The organism is Stenotrophomonas sp. LARHCG68 (assembly GCF_052871705.1).
This window is the reverse complement of the sequence record NZ_JBIXJV010000001.1, coordinates 982,651-1,001,309: the sequence shown is the minus strand read 5'-3', so window position 1 is coordinate 1,001,309 and position 18,659 is coordinate 982,651. Positions and strand designations below refer to the sequence as shown.

At 67.9% G+C, this 18,659-nt stretch carries 19 protein-coding genes; 2 read left to right on the top strand and 17 right to left on the bottom strand.

All coding sequences use genetic code 11. The features are described from left to right. Positions 1–41: 41 nt before the first annotated feature. The 7 genes from ACIPR8_RS04255 to rlmD all read right to left on the bottom strand — a co-directional run bounded on the left by ACIPR8_RS04255 (position 42) and on the right by rlmD (position 5,620). A complete protein-coding gene (locus tag ACIPR8_RS04255) occupies positions 42–248 on the bottom strand; it encodes a cold-shock protein (RefSeq protein ID WP_005410590.1) in 207 nt (68 codons plus the stop codon). Between the two features lie 90 nt (positions 249–338). Further along, entirely contained in the window at positions 339–1,085 is a 747-nt protein-coding gene (locus ACIPR8_RS04250; RefSeq protein WP_192288545.1) for an S-methyl-5'-thioinosine phosphorylase, read from the bottom strand. A 117-nt stretch (positions 1,086–1,202) separates the two neighbouring features. Continuing rightward, a complete protein-coding gene (locus tag ACIPR8_RS04245; RefSeq protein WP_132865178.1) occupies positions 1,203–1,754 on the bottom strand; it encodes a hypoxanthine-guanine phosphoribosyltransferase in 552 nt (183 codons plus the stop codon). Then, positions 1,754–2,761: a beta-N-acetylhexosaminidase gene (gene nagZ, locus ACIPR8_RS04240; protein ID WP_132865179.1), complete on the bottom strand. Its 1,008-nt coding sequence runs from the start codon at positions 2,759–2,761 to the stop codon at positions 1,754–1,756. Before nagZ ends, ACIPR8_RS04245 begins: the two co-directional genes overlap by 1 nt. Before the next feature lie 66 nt (positions 2,762–2,827). Continuing rightward, the gene (locus tag ACIPR8_RS04235; protein WP_446540240.1) at positions 2,828–3,517 is read right to left on the bottom strand and encodes a DsbA family oxidoreductase; all 690 of its coding nucleotides are present in this window, start codon (positions 3,515–3,517) and stop codon (positions 2,828–2,830) included. A 276-nt stretch (positions 3,518–3,793) separates the two neighbouring features. After that, entirely contained in the window at positions 3,794–4,279 is a 486-nt protein-coding gene (locus ACIPR8_RS04230; RefSeq protein WP_446540239.1) for a CYTH domain-containing protein, read from the bottom strand. A gap of 3 nt (positions 4,280–4,282) precedes the next feature. After that, complete coding sequence (gene rlmD, locus ACIPR8_RS04225) at positions 4,283–5,620, bottom strand: 23S rRNA (uracil(1939)-C(5))-methyltransferase RlmD (RefSeq protein WP_446540238.1); 1,338 nt, start codon at positions 5,618–5,620, stop codon at positions 4,283–4,285. Positions 5,621–5,744: 124 nt separating this feature from the next. Between rlmD and ACIPR8_RS04220 the strand changes: the two genes are divergently transcribed. Further along, on the top strand, positions 5,745–6,461 hold the full coding sequence (locus ACIPR8_RS04220) for an Hpt domain-containing response regulator (protein ID WP_132865183.1): 717 nt from the start codon (positions 5,745–5,747) through the stop codon (positions 6,459–6,461). A gap of 9 nt (positions 6,462–6,470) precedes the next feature. Here ACIPR8_RS04220 and recO read toward each other — a convergent pair whose 3' ends face one another. The 9 genes from recO to rpoE all read right to left on the bottom strand — a co-directional run bounded on the left by recO (position 6,471) and on the right by rpoE (position 15,228). Next, positions 6,471–7,196, bottom strand: coding sequence for a DNA repair protein RecO (gene recO / locus ACIPR8_RS04215; RefSeq protein WP_446540237.1), 726 nt, complete (start codon positions 7,194–7,196; stop codon positions 6,471–6,473). 111 nt (positions 7,197–7,307) lie between these two features. Continuing rightward, positions 7,308–8,207 (bottom strand): GTPase Era, encoded by a 900-nt coding sequence (era, locus tag ACIPR8_RS04210; protein WP_132865185.1) that lies wholly within the window; start codon positions 8,205–8,207, stop codon positions 7,308–7,310. After that, positions 8,204–8,881 (bottom strand): ribonuclease III, encoded by a 678-nt coding sequence (gene rnc, locus ACIPR8_RS04205; protein ID WP_446540236.1) that lies wholly within the window; start codon positions 8,879–8,881, stop codon positions 8,204–8,206. The genes era and rnc overlap by 4 nt, the downstream gene beginning before the upstream one ends. Then, positions 8,871–9,242 carry a DUF4845 domain-containing protein gene (locus tag ACIPR8_RS04200; RefSeq protein WP_323439326.1) on the bottom strand — a complete coding sequence of 124 codons (372 nt, stop codon included), beginning with the start codon at positions 9,240–9,242 and terminating at the stop codon, positions 8,871–8,873. Before ACIPR8_RS04200 ends, rnc begins: the two co-directional genes overlap by 11 nt. Positions 9,243–9,271: 29 nt before the next feature. Then, the gene (lepB, locus tag ACIPR8_RS04195; RefSeq protein ID WP_132865188.1) at positions 9,272–10,075 is read right to left on the bottom strand and encodes a signal peptidase I; all 804 of its coding nucleotides are present in this window, start codon (positions 10,073–10,075) and stop codon (positions 9,272–9,274) included. Between the two features lie 53 nt (positions 10,076–10,128). Then, the gene (gene lepA, locus ACIPR8_RS04190; protein ID WP_165931246.1) at positions 10,129–11,919 is read right to left on the bottom strand and encodes a translation elongation factor 4; all 1,791 of its coding nucleotides are present in this window, start codon (positions 11,917–11,919) and stop codon (positions 10,129–10,131) included. A 156-nt stretch (positions 11,920–12,075) separates the two neighbouring features. Further along, positions 12,076–13,596: a DegQ family serine endoprotease gene (locus tag ACIPR8_RS04185; protein WP_446540235.1), complete on the bottom strand. Its 1,521-nt coding sequence runs from the start codon at positions 13,594–13,596 to the stop codon at positions 12,076–12,078. A gap of 121 nt (positions 13,597–13,717) precedes the next feature. Further along, positions 13,718–14,611: a sigma-E factor negative regulatory protein gene (locus tag ACIPR8_RS04180; protein ID WP_446540234.1), complete on the bottom strand. Its 894-nt coding sequence runs from the start codon at positions 14,609–14,611 to the stop codon at positions 13,718–13,720. Beyond that, a complete protein-coding gene (gene rpoE / locus ACIPR8_RS04175; protein WP_132865191.1) occupies positions 14,608–15,228 on the bottom strand; it encodes an RNA polymerase sigma factor RpoE in 621 nt (206 codons plus the stop codon). Before rpoE ends, ACIPR8_RS04180 begins: the two co-directional genes overlap by 4 nt. A 238-nt stretch (positions 15,229–15,466) precedes the next feature. Between rpoE and ACIPR8_RS04170 the strand changes: the two genes are divergently transcribed. After that, positions 15,467–17,530 carry a 3-hydroxyacyl-CoA dehydrogenase NAD-binding domain-containing protein gene (locus ACIPR8_RS04170; protein WP_446540233.1) on the top strand — a complete coding sequence of 688 codons (2,064 nt, stop codon included), beginning with the start codon at positions 15,467–15,469 and terminating at the stop codon, positions 17,528–17,530. A 117-nt stretch (positions 17,531–17,647) separates the two neighbouring features. Here the strand turns inward: ACIPR8_RS04170 and ACIPR8_RS04165 are convergent, their stop codons facing one another. Further along, positions 17,648–18,634: a cation diffusion facilitator family transporter gene (locus ACIPR8_RS04165; RefSeq protein WP_446540232.1), complete on the bottom strand. Its 987-nt coding sequence runs from the start codon at positions 18,632–18,634 to the stop codon at positions 17,648–17,650. Positions 18,635–18,659: the final 25 nt, after the last annotated feature.

Below are 18,659 nucleotides of genomic sequence, written 5' to 3'. Positions count from 1 at the left end.
ACCCCGCCTCAGCGGGGTTTTTTTCGGCACAACCGAGTGGATTACTCGGCCGGCGTGATATTGGAAGCCTGGGCACCCTTCGGGCCCTGGGTCACGTCATACGTGACGCGCTGGCCTTCCTGCAGGCTGCGGAAGCCCTTGGAATTGATCGCGGAGAAGTGCGCGAAGACATCGGCGCTGCCGTCCTCCGGTGAGATGAAGCCAAATCCCTTGGCGTCGTTGAACCACTTGACGGTACCGTTCGGCATGGTGATGCGAGACCTTGTTCGATGAATGGATTGATGCACGCTGAATGAAGCGCACGGACGGAGTATGCAAAGCTTGGGCCGGGAAGACAATCACCCCCGGGCCAGTTCTCCGACCAAAGTCGGCAAACCCGCCGAGGCGGCGTCCACGTTGGCCAGCACCTCGGCCATGGTGATCTCCCCGGCGTCGCCGCAGCCGGCGGCCCAGTTGGCGATGATCGCCAGGCAGGCGTATTCCAGCCCCAGTTCACGCGCCAGGCCCGCCTCCGGCATGCCGGTCATGCCCACCAGGTCACAGCCATCACGGCGCATCCGCGCGATTTCCGCATTGGTCTCCAGTCGCGGCCCCTGGGTGGCGCCGTAGCAGCCACCGTCCTGCACCACCACGCCCCGGGCCTGCGCTGCGGCCAGCACCTTGGCACGGAAAGACGGCGTGTACGGATGGCCGAAGTCCACGTGCAGCACCTCGCTGCCTTCCTCCTCGCTGAGCGTGGAGATACGGCCCCAGGTGTAGTCGATCAACTGGTCCGGGCAGGCCAGAACGCGCGGGCCGAACTGCTCGGTGATGCCACCGACGGTGTTCAGTGCCAGCACCCGGGTCGCGCCCAGCTGCTGCAGCGCGGCCAGGTTGGCGCGGTAGTTGATCTTGTGCGGCGGGATCGAATGGCCCTCGCCGTGACGGGCCAGGAAGGCCACGCGCTGGCCGTTGAGCAGGCCGACCCGGACCGGGCCGGACGGCGCGCCGTAGCGGGTTTCCACCTCATGGGTCTGGACATCGTCCAGGGCGGCGAGCTTGTAGACACCGGTGCCGCCGATCACGGCCAGGGCGATGGGTTCCATGTTTGTTCCTGAAGGTACGGGTACGCAATGGGGCCGGGCCGCGCCTGCGCACGACCGGCCCCACGTTTTGACGGCACGCACCCGGACCCGTCCGGTCCGGAAGCGGCTTCGTGCTTGTTACTGCTTCATCGCGTAGATGGCCGGCAGCGAACGCAGCGACTCGTCCACGTCCATGCCGAAGCCGAACACGAAGCGATCCGGCAGGTTCACACCGGCGTAGTCGGCCTTGACGCCCGCCAGGCAGCGGTCGTGCTGCTTGACCGTCAGCACCGCGATGCGCACGTCGGTGGCACCCTGCTCCATGCACCAGTCACGCACGCCCTGCAGGGTGAAACCCTCGTCCAGGATGTCGTCGACCAGGATCACGCGACGGCCGAACAGCGCCGACACCGGGCGGTGCTTCCAGACCAGCTCGCCGCCGGTCTCGCCGTGGTAGCGCGAGGCCTGCATGTAATCGAACTGCGCGTCCTGGCCACGTGCGCCCAGTTCCAGCGCGAGCTGGCCGGCGAACGGCAGCGCGCCATTCATGATCGACAGGAACACCGGGACCTCGCCCTTGTAATCGCGCGCGATGGCGTCGGCGATACCGGCAATGGCCTTGTCGATGGTGGGACGGTCGACCAGCAGGTCGGCCTGGGCCACCGCTTGTTCAAGAGTGAGTTTGGACATCAGACAGTTCTTCCAAGGTTTTCAAGCAAACGGTTACGGGTATCGCCATGGCGGGTATCGGCGAGCAGGCCGCCCCAACCCATCGCGCCACGGCCGATCAGGCCGAGCAGCGCGGCGGTATTCAAGCTGCGGCCGGCCACGGCCTGCAGCGATTCTTCGACCAGTTCCGGGTGGCAGACCAGCACCACGTCGCAACCGGCATCCAGGTGGGCATCGACCCGGGCCTTGACGCCACCGGCGGCGAACGAGGCCGCCATACCGATGTCGTCGGAGAACACCACGCCGCGGAAGCCCATGTCCTGGCGCAGGATCTGGTTGATCCAGCGCGGCGAATAGCCGGCCGGCTCGGGCGCGACCTGCGGGTAGATGACATGGGCCATCATCACCGCATCGGCGCCCGCGGCGATGCCTGCGCGGAACGGTACCAGATCATGCGTTTCCATTGCCTGCAGCGGGCGCGGGTCCACGGCGGTATCGACGTGGGTGTCCTCGCGCACCGTGCCGTGCCCGGGGAAATGCTTGAGCGTGGCGGCCATGCCGACCGAGTGCATGCCGCGCACGTAGGCCGCGGTCAGCGCGGCCACGGCCTGCGGGTCCTCGCTGAAGGCGCGGTTGCCGATGGCCAGGTTGCCGTGGCCGACATCGACCACCGGCGCGAAGCTCAGGTCCAGCCCGCTGGCGCGGATCTCGCTGGCCATCAGCCAGGCGTGCTGCTCGGCCAGGGCCAGCGCCGCTTCCGGATCGGTGGCGAACAACTTGCCGAAGCCGTCCAGCGGCGGCAGATCGGCATAGCCCTCGCGAAAGCGCTGCACCCGTCCGCCTTCCTGGTCCACCGCCACCAGCAACGGGCGCGCGGTGGCGGCACGGATCGCCGAGGTCAGCTCGACCACCTGCGCACGCGAGGCGAAATTGCGCTTGAACAGCACCACCCCGGCCACGGCATCGTGCTGCAGCCAGTCACGTTCCTGGGCGGTCAGTTCGGTTCCGGCGACGCCGATCAACAGCATGCAAAGACTCCTGGTCGCCGCAGGCGGCGGCGAAGCCGTGCATTGTCGCAGATGGCGCCAGCGCCGTCAGATGCTGCAGCCGTCCGGACCGCAGGCCTGTTCATCCTGCGCCGGGGCCGGCGCCAGCTCGGCGGCGACCTTGGCCAGTACCTCGGCGAACACTTCCGGCGGCTGCGCGCCCTGGACGGCATAGCGGCCGTTGATGACGAAGGTCGGCACCGACTGGATGCCCAGCGCCTGCGCCTGGCCCAGCCCGGCACGGACCTCGTTCATGCCCTCGTCCGAGGCCAGCAACGCCTGCACGCGCTCGGCCGGGATGCCGCCCGCCGCCGCGGCCTCGGCCAGCACCTGCGGGTCGGCCAGGTTGCGGCCCTGGGCGAAATGGGCCTGGAACAGCGCCTCCCCCACGGGTGCCTGCACGCCTTCACGCCCGGCCAGCCACAGCAGCCGGTGCGCCGGCAGCGTGGTCACCTTGACCTGGCCCTGGTCGAAGTCCATTGGCAGGCCCTCGGCCTGGGCGGTGGACTGGGTCTGGGCCAGCATCTGGTTGGTGCGCTCCACGCCACCGAACTTGGCGGCATAGGCCTCGCGCAGCGGTACCGGGGTTTCATCGGCATCCGGGGCCAGCAGGAACGGATGCCAATGCACCTCGACCTCCGGGGCCTTGTCGCCCAGCAGCGCCAGGCCGCGTTCGAAACGGTGCTTGCCGATCCAGCACCAGGGGCAGACCACGTCGGACCAGATGTCGATGCGCATGGGGATTCTTCTTTCGCAAAGGGGATGGATCAGCCTAGCGAAGTCTGCGCCGTCGGCGTTGCGGCCTGATGGATTGGATCGTGCCGTGGATGGGATGGTCGAGCGTCCCCCCTCCCCAGCCCTCCCCTTGCCTGCGGCAAAGGGAGGGGGCCAGAGCGGGCTTCGCTGTGATCTGAGCGCGCTGCACGAACCGCCCCCTCCCTTTGCCGCAGGCAAGGGGAGGGCTGGGGAGGGGTCCGCCGTTCAGCCCTTCTCGCTTCGCGGCCGAGGCCGCCTCTACCAGCGGGTGTAGGGGTGCGAGGCCAACGCCAGGTTGTAATAACGCAGCTCGTCGGTCACTTCGGCACCCGCCCAGCCCGGCCTGTCGAACGCCTGGTCAGCGCTCTGCAGCTCCACTTCGGCCACCACCAGCCCGGCGTTGTCGCCGAGGAATTCATCCACTTCCCACAGCAGGCCGCCGTGGTGGACCAGGTGGCGGCGCTTGTCGATCAGCCCACCCACGCACAGCGCCAGCAGATCACGCGCGTCACCCACCGGGATCGGGTAGTCGAACTCCTGCCGGGTGTGGCCCAGCTCGCGCGACTTGATGTTCAGGTAGGCCGCGTCGCCCTGGATGCGGACCCGCACCGAGGCTTTCTGCGCACCGCTGTCCATCGCCGCGGTGTCGTTGATGTAGCCCTGCGCCATCGGGATGACGGCATGCGCGGCGGTGCGCCATTCGTCGCTGGTGACCAGGAACTTGCGTTCGATCTCGATGCCCATGGCTTACTTCTTCTCGAAGACGGCGATGCTTTCCACGTGCGCGGTGTGCGGGAACATGTCCATCGCGCCGGCACTGACCAGGGTGAAGCCCTGCTCGTTGACCAGGTAGCCGGCATCGCGTGCCAGCGAGCCCGGATGGCAGCTGACGTAGACGATGCGCTTGAATTGTTTCAGCGGCAGCTGCTGCAGCACGTCGATCGCACCCGAGCGCGGCGGGTCCAGCAGCAGCTTGTCGAAGCCCTGCTTCATCCACGGCGTGTTGCGCTGGTCCTGGGTCAGGTCGGCGGCGAAGAACTGCGCGTTGTCCAGGCCATTGCGCTGCGCGTTCTCGCGCGCACGCGCCACCAGCCCGGCCTCGCCCTCCACGCCCACCACTTCGCGCACGGTGCGTGCCAGCGGCAGGGTGAAGTTGCCCAGGCCGCAGAACAGGTCGAGCACGCGCTCGTCCGGCTGCGCGTCGAGCAGGGTCAGCGCATGCGCGATCATCTGCTGGTTGAGCTTGGCATTGACCTGGATGAAGTCCAGCGGACGGAACGCCAGCTCCACGTCCCATTGCGGCAACGCGAACGACAGCGGGACGCCTTCGGCCGGCCACAGCGGGTGCACCGACTCCAGCCCACCGGGCTGCAGATAAATCGCGAAGCCGTGCTCCTGGCCGAATGCCGCCCATGCCTGCGTGTCGGCATCGGACAACGGCTGCAGGTGGCGCACGGTCAGTGCGATGGCGGCATCGCCACCAATGAACTCGATCTGCGGGATGTCGCGCTTGCCGTCCAGTGTCTCGATGAAGGCAGACAGCGCCGACACCTTGGTGCCGATCTCCGGGATCACGGTCAGGCACTGGCCCAGGTCGGCCACGAAGCGCGGGTCCTGCTCGCGGAAACCGACCAGCGTCTTGTCCTTCTTCTCGACGCGGCGCACCGAGAACCGCCCCTTGCGACGGTAGCCCCAGGCCTCGCCCGACAACGGCGGCAGCACGGTGCCCGGCGTGACGTGACCGATGCGCTCCAGGTTGTCCATCAGCACGCGCTGCTTGGCGATGATCTGCTGCGGCTCGTCCAGGTGCTGCAGCACGCAGCCGGCGCAGACGCCGAAATGCGGGCAACGCGGCGCGACCCGGTGCGGCGAGGCGGTGATCACCTCGACGGTGCGTGCCTCATCGAAATGGCGGCTCTTGCCGGTCTGCTCGGCCATCACCGTTTCCTGCGGCAGCGCGCCGCTGATGAAGGTCACCTTGCCGCCCTCGCCTTCACGGCGGGCAACGCCGCGGCCGTCGTGGCTCAGGTCGAGGATGTCGGTCTGGAACGGGGTCTTGTCTATGCGGGATCTGGATCGGGCCACGTGGCGAACGGCTGCGGGCAAAAGGGGGCGTATTGTCGCAGAAGCGGGCCGGGAGGACCCCGGCCGCTTGCGCCTGACGATCCTGCGGCTAATATGCAAAAGGACGCTGGCATGGAGGCAGCAGATGAATACGCAACGACAGGGAACCATCCCGCACCTGCTGCTGGTCGAGGACGACATGACCAGCCAAGGTTTTTTCCAGTTCGCCCTTGAATCGCTGCCAGCGACGGTGGACATCGCCGACTCGTTCGCCAGCGCGCTGCGTCGCGCCGAATCCGCGCATTACGACCTGCTGCTGATCGACGTGAACCTGCCCGACGGCGATGGCCCGAGCCTGCTGCAGCACCTGCGTGCCCGCGATCCGCAGGTGACGGCGCTGGCCCATACCGCCGATGCCAGCAGCGAAATGCAGCAGAACCTGCAGCGTGCGGGCTTCAGCGAAACGCTGATCAAGCCGATGAGCCGCGAAACGCTGCTCAAGGCGATCCGCCGCACCCTGGCCAAGTCCGCGGCCAACAGCAACGAAGTGGACGACAACCAGGAAGTCCCGGACTGGGACGAGACCGTGGCGTTGAGCGCGCTGAATGGGCAGCAGGCACACCTGCGCGCCCTGCGCGAGCTGTTCCTGTCCGAACTGCCCAACGCGCGCGATGCGGTGCGCCGCGCCCTGGAGCACCAGGACGAGGACGAGGCCCGCAGCCAATTGCACCGGCTCAAGGCCAGCTGCGGCTTCGTCGGCGCGCTGCGCCTGGCCCGGGCCGTGCGCCAGTTGCATGCCCATCCGGGCTCGGCACCGGCACGCCAGCAGTTCGAGCTGGCCGTCGGCACGCTGCTCCGCTGAGCGCAGGCCCTACTCCGCCGGGCGGCTCAGGTCGCCCAGCATCTCCCAGGACTTCAACCCACGCCCGCCCAGGTGGTGCAGCAGCACCGCGCGCATCTGCGGGCGCAGGCTGGCCAGGTCGGCGGCCCCGGGGCAACGGTCCTCGGCCAGGGCCAGCAATGCGGTACCGGTGGCCAGCGCGCGCCGCTCCTGGCTGCTGCGCTCGCTGAGCTGCCGCAATGGCCCCTCCTGCGGATCCAGCCGGTACCGGGCCGCCGGGTCGATCGGCTCACCGTCGGCCGCGCTGCTCCAGTCAAACCCCACCCCCAGCGCCTCCAGCAGGTCCCGCTCGAACCGCCGCAGCGACCAGGCCAGGGGGCCGTCCTGTTCCAGCCGCGCGCGCAGCTGGCCGTAAGCGGCATGCAGTTCCGGCAGCGGATCCTGGCGGGGCGCCAGCCGCATCACCAGTTCATTGACATAGAAGCCGGCCAGCATGGCGTGGCCGTGCAGGCGCGGCGCCACGTCACAACTTTCGGCACGGCGCAGCTGGGCCAGCTCACCGCCCATCACCGCATCGAAACGGATCGACTGCAGCGGCTGCAGGGCAGCCCGCAGGGCCTGCTTCTTCGGCCCCTGCACGCCGCGCGCCAGCAGGCCCAGACGGCCATGCTCCAGGCTCAACACCTCGACCAGCAGGCTGGTCTCGCGCCAGGGGCGCGCATGCAGTACGTAGGCCGGCTGGTCTTCGATACGCATCGGGGGGAACCGGGACAGTAATCAGGGGGCGATGGCCGGCCTGTGAGGGCGTGCGGCCATGCCGGGTCGGGCAGGCGGGGAACGGCCAGCGCTCCCGCCCGCACTCACGGCTTACTCGCCGTAGCCGAAGGCCTTCAGGGCGGCTTCGTCGTCGGACCAGCCTTCGCGCACGCGCACCCAGGTTTCCAGGAACACCTTGGCTCCGAACAGGCGCTCCATCTGCAGGCGGGCCTTGGCACCGATCTCCTTCAGGCGGGTACCGCCCTTGCCGATCACGATGGCCTTCTGGCCTTCGCGCTCGACCCAGATCACCGCGCCGATGCGCAGCAGCCCGCCGTCCTCGGCGAACCGCTCGATCTCCACGGTGGTGGCATATGGCAGTTCCTCGCCCAACTGGCGCATCAACTGCTCACGGACCAGCTCGCCGGCCAGGAAGCGCTGGCTGCGGTCGGTGATTTCATCCTCGCCAAACATCGGCGGCGCTTCCGGCACCAGCCCGATCAGGTCGCGCACCAGCGCTTCCAGGCCGTTGCGCTTGAGCGCGGAAATCGGGTGCACGGCGGCGAACTCGCGGCCAACGGTGATTTCCTGCAGGAACGGCAGCAGCGCGCCCTTCTCCTTCAGGCGGTCCACCTTGTTGACCACCAGCACCACCGGGATGCCGGCGTCACGCAGCACGTTGAAGGCCAGCGTGTCCTCCTCGTCCCAGCGCCCGGCCTCGATCACCAGCAAGCCGGCGTCCACGCCTTCCAGCGAGCTGCGCGCGGCGCGGTTCATCACCCGGTTCATCGCCCGCTTCTGCTGGCGGTGCAAGCCGGGCGTGTCGACCAGCACCAGCTGGCCTTCCGGGAAGGTGGCGATGCCCAGCAGGCGATGGCGCGTGGTCTGCGGGCGGTTGGAAACGATGCTGATCTTGGCGCCGACCAGGGCATTGGTCAGGGTCGATTTGCCGACATTCGGGCGGCCGATGACCGCGACGCTGCCACAGCGATGGGAAGTGGTGTCGTTCACTTGGGATCCAGTTGTTCGATCGCGGCAGCCGCCGCCTGTTGTTCGGCCAGTCGTCGCGAAGTGCCTTCGCCTTCGGTGGTCACGGCCGGGTCAGCCACGCTGCAGCGCACATGGAAGTGCTTGGCGTGGTCGTCGCCGGTCTCCGATACCAGCTCGTATACCGGCAGGGGCTTCTGCCGGGCCTGCAGCCATTCCTGCAGGCGGGTCTTGGGGTCCTTCTCCGGCTTGCCGGCCGGCACCGCGGCCAGCGAGGCCTCGAACCACGGCAGCACGCGCGCGCGGCAGGCTTCGAAGCCGGCATCCAGGTAGATCGCGGCGACCACCGCCTCGACGGTGTCGGCCAGGATCGAATCACGGCGGTGGCCACCGGACTTCATCTCGCCCGGCCCCAGCGTCAGGCGCTCGCCGAGGTTCAGGGTCCGCGCGATCACCGCCAGCGCGCCCTCGCACACCAGCGAGGCACGGGCGCGGGTCAGCGCGCCCTCGTCGGCCTTGGGCCAACGGCTGAAAAGCGCTTCGGCGATCAGCAGGTTGACGATGCTGTCGCCGAGGAACTCCAGGCGCTCGTTGTGCGGAGCGCCGGCACTACGGTGGGTCAGGGCCTGCTTGAGCAGGTCCTGATCCTTGAATGGATGACCGATCAGGTCATTCCGTTGGAACGTCTTAGTCAACACTGCTTCCGGTCAGGTCCTGGGAATGTTCGAAGTGGGCAACGATGTCCAGGTTGCCGACCAGCGGGCGGCGGACCTCGTAATCCACGGTCATGCGCATGCCACCACCGGCACGGTCGAACTTGAGGTCACCCGGCTTCACGCTCTCCGAGTAGTTCAGGTCCATGCGCTTGAAGAACATCTCGCGCGCCCGGGTCGGGTCACCGCTGCCCGGCTCCTTGGCCAACGCGGCCATCGACGTCTTGACCGCGTAGAACTCCTGGTACATCGGGAACAGCTTCATGCCAATGAACAGCGCGAAGCCGACCACGGCCAGCACCATCACGAACGACAGCAGCGTCATACCACCTTGCTTGTGCTTCATAGCGATCTCCCCAGATACGCGTTGATGGATCATTGGATGCCCGTCCCGATCCGGGACGGTTCAAAACTCGCCTTGCAGAACCAGCCCGAGCAGTTGAGCCAGATCATGAAGGCCTTGCCACGCAGGTTCTCTTCCGGCAGGAAGTGGGTCTGCGTCCAGAAACGGCTGTCTTCGCTGTTGTCGCGGTTGTCGCCCATCACGAAGTACTGCCCTTCCGGCACCACCCAGTCACCCTGCCCGCGCGGATCGGCGCGGCCCAGCAGTTCCAGCACGGTATGGGTACGCCCCGGCAGGTCTTCGGTCAACAGGCTGGCGCCGGTCATCTCCGCGCCCGGGCCCTTGCCGATGTACTCGCCCTTCTCCTGGTAGCCCAGCGGCTGGCCATTGATGGACAGGGTGTCGCCGTGGAAGCCGATGCGGTCGCCCGGCAGGCCGACCACGCGCTTGATCCAGTTCTGGTCCGGCGCGTGCGGCGGCTTGAACACCACCACGTCGCCGCGCTTGGGCTCGCCGACCGGGATGATCTTGGTGTTGGTGATCGGCAGGCGGAAGCCGTAGGAGAACTTGTTGACCAGGATGAAATCGCCGATCAGCAGGTTCGGCATCATCGAGCTGGACGGGATCTTGTACGGCTCGGCGACGAAGCTGCGCAGGATCAGCACCACCGCCAGCACCGGGAAGAACGCCCGGGAGTAATCGACGACGGCCGGCTCGTCGCCGTCCAGCAGGCCGGCCTTGGCCGCCCGGCGCTTGGCCAGGAACAGCTTGTCGGCCAGCAGGATCAGGCCGGAGCCCAGGGTCAGCACGACCAGGAGGATCTCAAACAGTTTCATTCACGGTCCTTTGCAGCGTTGGCCGGTGCATCGCACCGGCCCCAGAGGCTTGCTTACTTGTCCATCTGCAGCACGGCCAGGAAGGCTTCCTGCGGGATCTCCACGCGGCCCACCTGCTTCATGCGCTTCTTGCCTTCCTTCTGCTTCTCCAGCAGCTTCTTCTTGCGCGAAACGTCGCCACCATAGCACTTGGCCAACACGTTCTTGCGCATGGCCTTGACCGTGGTACGGGCGATGATCTGCGCACCGATCGCGGCCTGGATGGCCACGTCGAACATCTGCCGGGGAATGAGGTCCTTCATCTTCTCGCACAGCTCGCGGCCACGGCGATCGGCGTGGCTGCGGTGGGCGATCAGCGACAACGCGTCGACCTTGTCGCCGTTGATCAGCACGTCCACGCGCACGAACGGGCCGGCCTCGAAACGGACGAAGTGGTAGTCCAGCGAGGCATAGCCGCGGCTGACCGACTTGAGCTTGTCGAAGAAGTCCAGCACCACTTCGGCCATCGGCAGCTCGTAGCTGATCTGCACCTGGCTGCCCATGTAGGTGATGCTGATCTGGTTGCCACGCTTTTCCTCGCACAGCTTGATGATGCTGCCGATGTACTCCTCGGGGGTGAGGATGTTGGCGCGGATGATCGGCTCGCGGATTTCCTCGACCGTGTTGATCGGCGGCAGCTTGGCCGGGTTGTCCATCATCACGATGGTCCCGTCGCTCTTGAGCACCTCGTAGATCACCGTCGGCGCGGTGCTGATCAGGTCGAGGTTGTACTCGCGCTCCAGGCGCTCCTGCACGATTTCCATGTGCAGCATGCCCAGGAAGCCGCAGCGGAAGCCGAAGCCCATCGCCTCGGAGCTCTCCGGCTCGAAGCGCAGCGCGGCGTCGTTCAGGCGCAGCTTGTCCAGCGCCTCGCGCAGGTCCGGGTAGTCCTCGGCATCGACCGGGAACAGGCCGGCGAACACGCGCGGCTGCATTTCCTGGAAGCCCGGCAGCGGTTCCGGCGCCGGGTCGGCCAGCAGGGTCAGCGTATCGCCGACCGGTGCGCCGTGGACATCCTTGATGCTGGCGTTGATCCAGCCCACCTCGCCGGCGCGCAGGGACGGCATTTCCTTGCGCTTGGGGGTGAACACGCCGACCTTGTCGACCTGGTGCCAGCGGCCGGTGGACATGACCTGGATCTTGTCGCCGGCCTTGATCTCGCCCTGCATCACGCGCACCAGCGAGACCACGCCCAGGTAGTTGTCGAACCAGGAGTCGATGATCAGCGCCTGCAGCTTGTTGCTACCACGGTCAGCCGGGGCCGGGATGCGGTGCACGATGGCTTCCAGCACCTCCTCGATGTTCAGGCCGGTCTTGGCGCTGACCGCCACCGCGTCGGAGGCGTCGATGCCGATCACGGCCTCGATCTCGGCCTTGGCACGGTCGATGTCGGCGGTCGGCAGGTCGATCTTGTTGAGGATCGGCACCACCTCCAGGCCCTGCTCGATGGCCGTGTAGCAGTTGGCCACCGACTGCGCCTCCACACCCTGGGCGGCATCGACCACCAGCAGCGCGCCCTCGCACGCGGCCAGCGAGCGGCTGACCTCGTAGGAGAAGTCGACGTGCCCGGGGGTGTCGATGAAGTTCAGGAAATAGGTCTGGCCGTTGCGGGCGGTATACGGCACCGACACCGACTGCGACTTGATGGTGATGCCACGCTCGCGCTCGATCGGGTTGTTGTCGAGCACCTGCGCTTCCATTTCACGCGCGCTCAGGCCGCCACACAACTGGATGATGCGATCGGCCAGGGTGGACTTGCCGTGGTCGACGTGGGCGATGATGGAGAAGTTGCGGATCATCCGCATTGAATCGTGGGACATAGGTAGCGGCGGCGCGCGGCGTCGTCAGGATAACGGGGCATTATCGCATGCCCGGAAGCAGCCCAGCACCAAGGCCTGAACGGGCTGAACGAAAGGAGCCGCCCGAAGGCGGCTCCCCTTGCAACGGCTGGGCCTGCGGGCTCAGTCGCCGGCGCGGATGGCCACGAAGGCACTGTTGGCACCGGCCCGGACCAGCAGCATGACCACGTCACCCTTCTTGTAGCCGGCCAGCTCCCGGTTCAGCGCCGCGACGCTGCCCACCGGGGTACGCCCCACCTGCAGCACCACCATGCCCGGGGCCAGTTGGGCCTCGCGGCCTGCCTGGCTGTTGACCCGGGTGATCCGGACGCCTTCGTTGGCCCCCAGCCCCAGCTGGCGGCGCTCGGGCGCGGTCAGGTCGGCCACGTCCAGGCCCAGCAGGGCGTTGGCGCCCACCTGCGGCTTGGCCTCATCAGCCGCCCCCGGGGCCGGGGCGGCCCCCTGCGCGTCCTCGGCCAGCTCGCTCAGGGTGACCGTGATGTCACGGGCCCGGCCATCGCGCAGGATCCCCATCCGCACCTTGCTGCCCGGCGCCATCGCGCCGATCAGCGGCGGCAGGTCGCTGGAGGAATTGATCTCGGTGCCATTGACCGAACGGATCACGTCGCCCACCTCGATGCCCGCCTTGGCGGCGGCACTGTCCGGCACCAACTGGTTGACCAGCGCACCGCGGCCGTCCGGCAGCTTCAGGCCCTCGGCCGCGTCGGCGTTGATCGCCCCGACCATCACGCCCAGCTGGCCACGGCTGACCTTGCCGGTCTTCTTGATCTGGTCCACCGCATTCATCGCCAGGTCGATCGGGATGGCGAAGCTGATGCCCATGTAGCCGCCGGAGGCGGAGAAGATCTGGGAGTTGATGCCCACCACTTCGCCGCGCGTATTCAGCAACGGGCCGCCGGAATTGCCCTGGTTGATCGCCACGTCGGTCTGGATGAACGGCACATAGCGCTGCTCCTGCCCACCGGTGCTGCGACCCAGCGCACTGACAATGCCGGCGGTGACCGAATGGTCCAGGCCGAACGGCGAGCCGATCGCCACCACCCACTGGCCCGGCTTGAGGGTATTGGAATCACCCACGCGCACGGTCGGCAGGTTCCGACCCTCGATCTTGAGCAGGGCCACGTCGTACTGGGCATCGCTGCCGACCACCTTGGCGGTGAACTCGCGGCGGTCGCTGAGCTTGACCTTGACCGACTCGGCGCCGTCGATGACGTGGTGGTTGGTCAGCACGTAGCCGTCATTGGAAATGATGAAGCCCGAGCCCATGCCCCGGCCACGCGGCCCGCTGTCCGGCGCCTGCTGGCCCGGCCCCGGCATCTGGAAATCCGGGCCGAAGAAGCGCCGGAAGAACTCCGGCATGTCGTCCATGCCCGGGCCATTGACCATGCGGGGGTTGCGGCGCGCGCCGATGATGGTCTCCACGTTGACCACGCCCGGGCCCACCTGGTCCACCAGCTGGGTGAAGTCCGGCAGGCCGCTGACCAGCGGTGCCGCAGGGGCCTGCGGGCGCGCCGCGGCGACCTGCTCGGTCGGGGCGGACGGGGCAGTGGTCTGTGCGCAGGCGGCCAGCGGCAGGGTCATCGCCAGCAGGCCCAGCATCTGGGCATGGATACGGTTGGACATCAGCGTCGAGCCTCCGATTCAGGAATTGGGGTCAAGGAGATCCGTCAGGGCAGGCGTGCAGCATGCCATCCGGGGTCAAGGGGGAAGGTCCGGCCAGCGCCTGTGGCCAGCCGGGAAGTACTCAGCGATGCGATGGCAGGCGCGGCAGGTCGGCCTGTTCGGCATCCTGCGCCGGCAGACGCGGCTCGAACGGATAGAAGGTCGCACCGCCCTGCTGGGCCGGGAAACTGGCATTGAACGCCCCGCCCTGCGACAGCGCCGAGCGCGGCCATGGACGTGCCTGCAGGGTGCCGGCCGCGGCGAACGGATCGGCCGCCTGCAGCGGGTCATGGACGGCGCGAGCGGCCGGCAGCACCGGCGCCGCGGCGGCGATTGCACGCTGCGGCTCGCTGGCCCGTGCCACGGCCGAGGCACGGGCGGCCTGTTGGGTCCGGGTGGCACTGCCACGCCGCGGCGCGGACTCACGGCGGGCCACGGCGGCTGCCACGGCCGGTGCCGCCGCAGCCAGGCCGGCGGCGTCATTGAGCACCGCGCCCTGCTGCGGTGCCGGGGCCGACGGCGCGGCCGGCGTCGCCACCTGTGCCGCCGAGGCGATCACCGGTTCCGGCGCACTGTTGTCAGGCAGTTGCTCGCGGGCCATGAACAGGGCCACGGCCGCCACCGACGCCGCCAGCGCGGCCCCGCCGCCCCAACGCCGCCAGCCACTGCGTGGCTTGGCCCGCGTGACCTGCACCGGCCCCTGCGCCTGGAGGTCGGCGGCCACGGCCGCCTGCACCCGCGCGCTGAAATCCAGCGGTGCCGGGGCCACGGCGCGCCCGCGCAGCACGTCACCCACCAGCTGCCAGCGCTCCTGGCAGCTGGCCAGTTCGGTGTCGTGTTCGATCCGGCGCAACAGGAAGCGCGCTTCGTCAGCGGCCAGCTCACCATCCACCAAGCAGGACAACTGCAGGCGGTTGTGGAGGTCCAGCTTGTCGGGGGTATCGGTCATTTCCGGGGTACGGCCTGTGGGGTTCATACGCGGCTCCGCTCACGGGTGGCACTGGCGGTGTCCAGCAAGGGGCGCAACTGGGCGTCGATGGCCTCGCGCGCACGGAAGATCCGCGAACGCACCGTGCCGATCGGGCAGCCCATCTTCTGTGCGATTTCCTCGTAGCTCATGCCTTCCACCTCTCGCAACGTAATGGCCGAGCGCAGCTCTTCAGGCAACGCGTCGACCGCCTTCATCACGGTCTGTTCCAGCTCCTGGCGCATCAACTCGCGCTCGGGCGTATCGGTATCCCGCAGCCGGGTACCGCTGTCGAACTGTTCGGCGTCGCCGATTTCCACGTCATCGGTCGGCGGTCGCCGGTTGTGTGCAGCCAGGTAGTTCTTTGCGGTATTCACTGCGATTCGATGCAACCAGGTATAGAACTGGGCGTCGCCACGGAAATTCCCGATCGCGCGGTAGGCGCGGACGAAAGTGTCCTGGGCCACGTCCTGACATTCACTCCAGTCGGCGATGTAGCGCCCGATCAGCGCGATGATCCGATGCTGGTACTTGCGCACCAGGACATCGAACGCCGCGCTCTCGCCGCGCTGCACGCGCCGGACCAGCTCCAGATCCAGCTCCTGCGGTGTTTCAACCTCGGCCATAACGGGCCGCACTCCTGTCAGCCCAACCGACGTCGGGCGTTATGACCGCTGCTCGCGGAAAAAGTTCAGTCCCCTCGCCAGAGGGGGGCGAACCCGCTTTTAACTTCCGTTCGGATAGCCTGCCCTGAACCGGCGGCGGTGCGAACGCATCACATCCCCAAGCATTGGGATTTGACGCCGAGGAAACAACCTCTGGATCATAGCGATCTTCTCCATACACAACCGGATGGAACGTCCCATGCTTTCAGGCTTCGATGGGCTCCGCTTCAATCATTGGCACACCGAGCTGCGGCAGGACGGCATCGCCGTGCTCAGCCTCGACCGCAAGGACAGCCCCGTCAACGCGATGTCGCAGGACGTGCTGCTGGAACTGGGTGACATCATCGAGCGCCTGGCGATCGATCCGCCCAAGGGCGTGGTGGTGCGCTCGACCAAGCCGGCCGGCTTCATCGCCGGCGCCGACTTGAAGGAATTCCAGGAGTTCGATCGCCGCGGCACCGTCAATGACGCGATCCGGCGTGGCCAGACCGTCTACCAGAAGCTGTCCGAGCTGCCCTGCCCGACCGTGGCCGCCATCCACGGCCACTGCCTGGGCGGCGGCACCGAGCTGGCGCTGGCCTGCCGCTACCGGGTGGCCTCCAACGACGCCTCCACCCGCATCGGCCTGCCGGAAACCCAGTTGGGCATCTTCCCGGGCTGGGGTGGCAGCGCACGCCTGCCGCAGTTGGTCGGCGCCCCGGCGGCGATGGACATGATGCTGACCGGACGCACCCTGTCGGCCTCGGCCGCGCGCGCGATCGGGCTGGTCGACAAGGTTGCCGCACCTGCGGTGCTGGTGGACGCGGCGGTGTCGCTGGCGCAGTCGGGCACCACCCGGCCGTTCAAGCAACGCGCCACCGCGTGGGCCACCAATACCTGGCTGGCGCGCAAGATCCTGGCCCCGCAGATGGCCAAGCAGGTCGCCCGCAAGGCCAAGAAGGACCAGTACCCGGCGCCGTACGCGCTGATCAGCACCTGGGAGCGCACCGGTGGCAGCCCGATCCAGAAGCGCCTGGACGCCGAGCGCCGCGCCGTGGTCAAGCTGGCCAGCAGCCCAACCGCACGCAACCTGATCCGCATCTTCTTCCTGACCGAACGGCTCAAGGGCCTGGGCGGCAAGGATTCGGGCATCCAGCACGTGCATGTGGTCGGTGCCGGCGTGATGGGCGGCGACATCGCCGCATGGGCGGCCTACAAGGGCTTCACCGTGACCCTGCAGGACCGCGAACAGCGCTTCATCGACCCGGCCATGACCCGCGCCCAGGCGCTGTTCGAGAAAAAGGTGAAGGACCCGGCCAAGCGCCCGGAGGTCACCGCGCGCCTGAAGGCCGACCTGGCCGGCGACGGCGTGGCCCAGGCCGACCTGGTGATCGAGGCCATCATCGAGAACCCGGAGGCCAAGCGTGCGCTGTACCAGTCGCTGGAGCCGAAAATGAAGGCCGATGCGCTGCTGACCACCAACACCTCGTCGATTCCGCTGGTCGAACTGCGCGACCACATCCAGCGCCCGGCGCAGTTCGCCGGCCTGCACTACTTCAACCCGGTCGCGCAGATGCCGCTGGTGGAGATCATCCACCACGACGGCATGGCCCCGGAAACCGAGAAGCGGCTGGCCGCGTTCTGCAAGGCGCTGGGCAAGTTCCCGGTGCCGGTGGCCGGCACCCCGGGCTTCCTGGTCAACCGCGTGCTGTTCCCGTACATGCTGGAAGCGGCCACCGCCTATGCCGAAGGCATCCCCGGCCCGGTGATCGACAGGGCGGCGGTGAAGTTCGGCATGCCGATGGGGCCGATCGAGCTGCTCGACACCGTGGGCCTGGACGTGGCCGCCGGCGTGGGCAAGGAGCTGGCACCGTTCCTGGGCCTGCAGATCCCGGCGGCGCTGGCGACCGTCGAGCAGGACAAGCGTGGCAAGAAGGACGGCCAGGGCATCTACAAGTGGGAAAACGGCCGTGCGGTGAAGCCGGAAGTGGCCAAGGACTACCAGGCCCCGGGTGACCTGGAAGACCGCCTGATCCTGCCCCTGCTCAATGAAGCGGTGGCCTGCCTGCACGACGGCGTGGTCGCCGATGCCGACCTGCTCGACGCGGGCGTGATCTTCGGCACCGGCTTCGCCCCGTTCCGCGGCGGCCCGATCCAGTACATCCGGTCGGCCGGGGCTGATGGCCTGGTCGAGAAACTCAAGGTCCTGCAGGCCCGCCATGGCGACCGCTTCGCGCCGCGCCCGGGCTGGGACCTGCCGGTGCTGCGCGAACCGGTGGCCTGACGGTTCACCCGCCCACCGGGTGGAATACGAAAACGGAGCCTGCGAGGGCTCCGTTTTCCTTTCGTGGCCGGTGCGGCCGTCGGCTTCGCGGCCCAGGTCGCTCCTGCCGGCAGATGCTCAGCGATGGACGTGGCCGTGATGGCCCTGCGCGTCCGGGCCGTGATCGTGATCGTGATCGTGATCGTGATCGTGATCGTGATCAGCCTGCGGCTTCGGCACGGCGCAGTCATCACCGCAATGGTCGATTTCCATCTGCAACGTCACATGGTCGATCGCGAAGCGCTCGTGCAGCAGGTCAGCCAGCTGGCGACGCAGGTTGTCCTGCTCGCGGCCGTCGGTGATCACCACGTGCGCGGTCAACGCCGGGGTGCTGGATGCCAGTGCCCACACGTGCAGGTCGTGGATCCCCGCCACGCCGTCGTGGCTGCGCAGCGCCTGTTCGATGTCGCCCAGCACCACGCCCTTCGGCACGCCTTCGAGCAGCACATTGATCGCATCACGCAGCAGCACCCAGGTGCGCGGGATCACCCACAGGCCGATCAGCACCGCCAGGATCGGGTCGACCAGGGTCCAGCCGGTGAAGTGGATGATCAGGCCGCCGGCGATCACCGCCACCGAACCGAGCATGTCGCTCCACACTTCCAGGTAGGCCCCCTTGATGTTCAGGCTCTCGCCGCTGCCGGCGCTGAGCAGGCGCATGGCGATCAGGTTGACCACCAGGCCGAACGCGGCCACCCACATCATGCCGGTCGAGGCGATCGCCTGCGGTTCGCGGAAGCGATCGACGGCTTCCCACAGGATGTACAGGCCCACGCCGAACAGCAGCAGGCCATTGACCACCGCTCCCAGCGCCTCCAGGCGGGCGTAGCCATAGGTGCGGCGGGCGTCGGGGGGGCGCCGGCTCAGGCGAACGGCGGTCAGCGCGATCACCAGGCCAATGGCGTCGGTAGCCATGTGCGCCGCATCGGACAGCAGCGCCAGGCTGTTGGTCCAGAACGCGCCCACCACTTCGACGATGAGGTAGGACGTGGTCAGGCCCAGCGCCCACCACAAGGGCTTCTCGTGGCGGATCTCGCTGGGCAGGTGGTTGTGGTCGTGGCTCATGGCAGGCTCCAGGAAACGGGGCCAG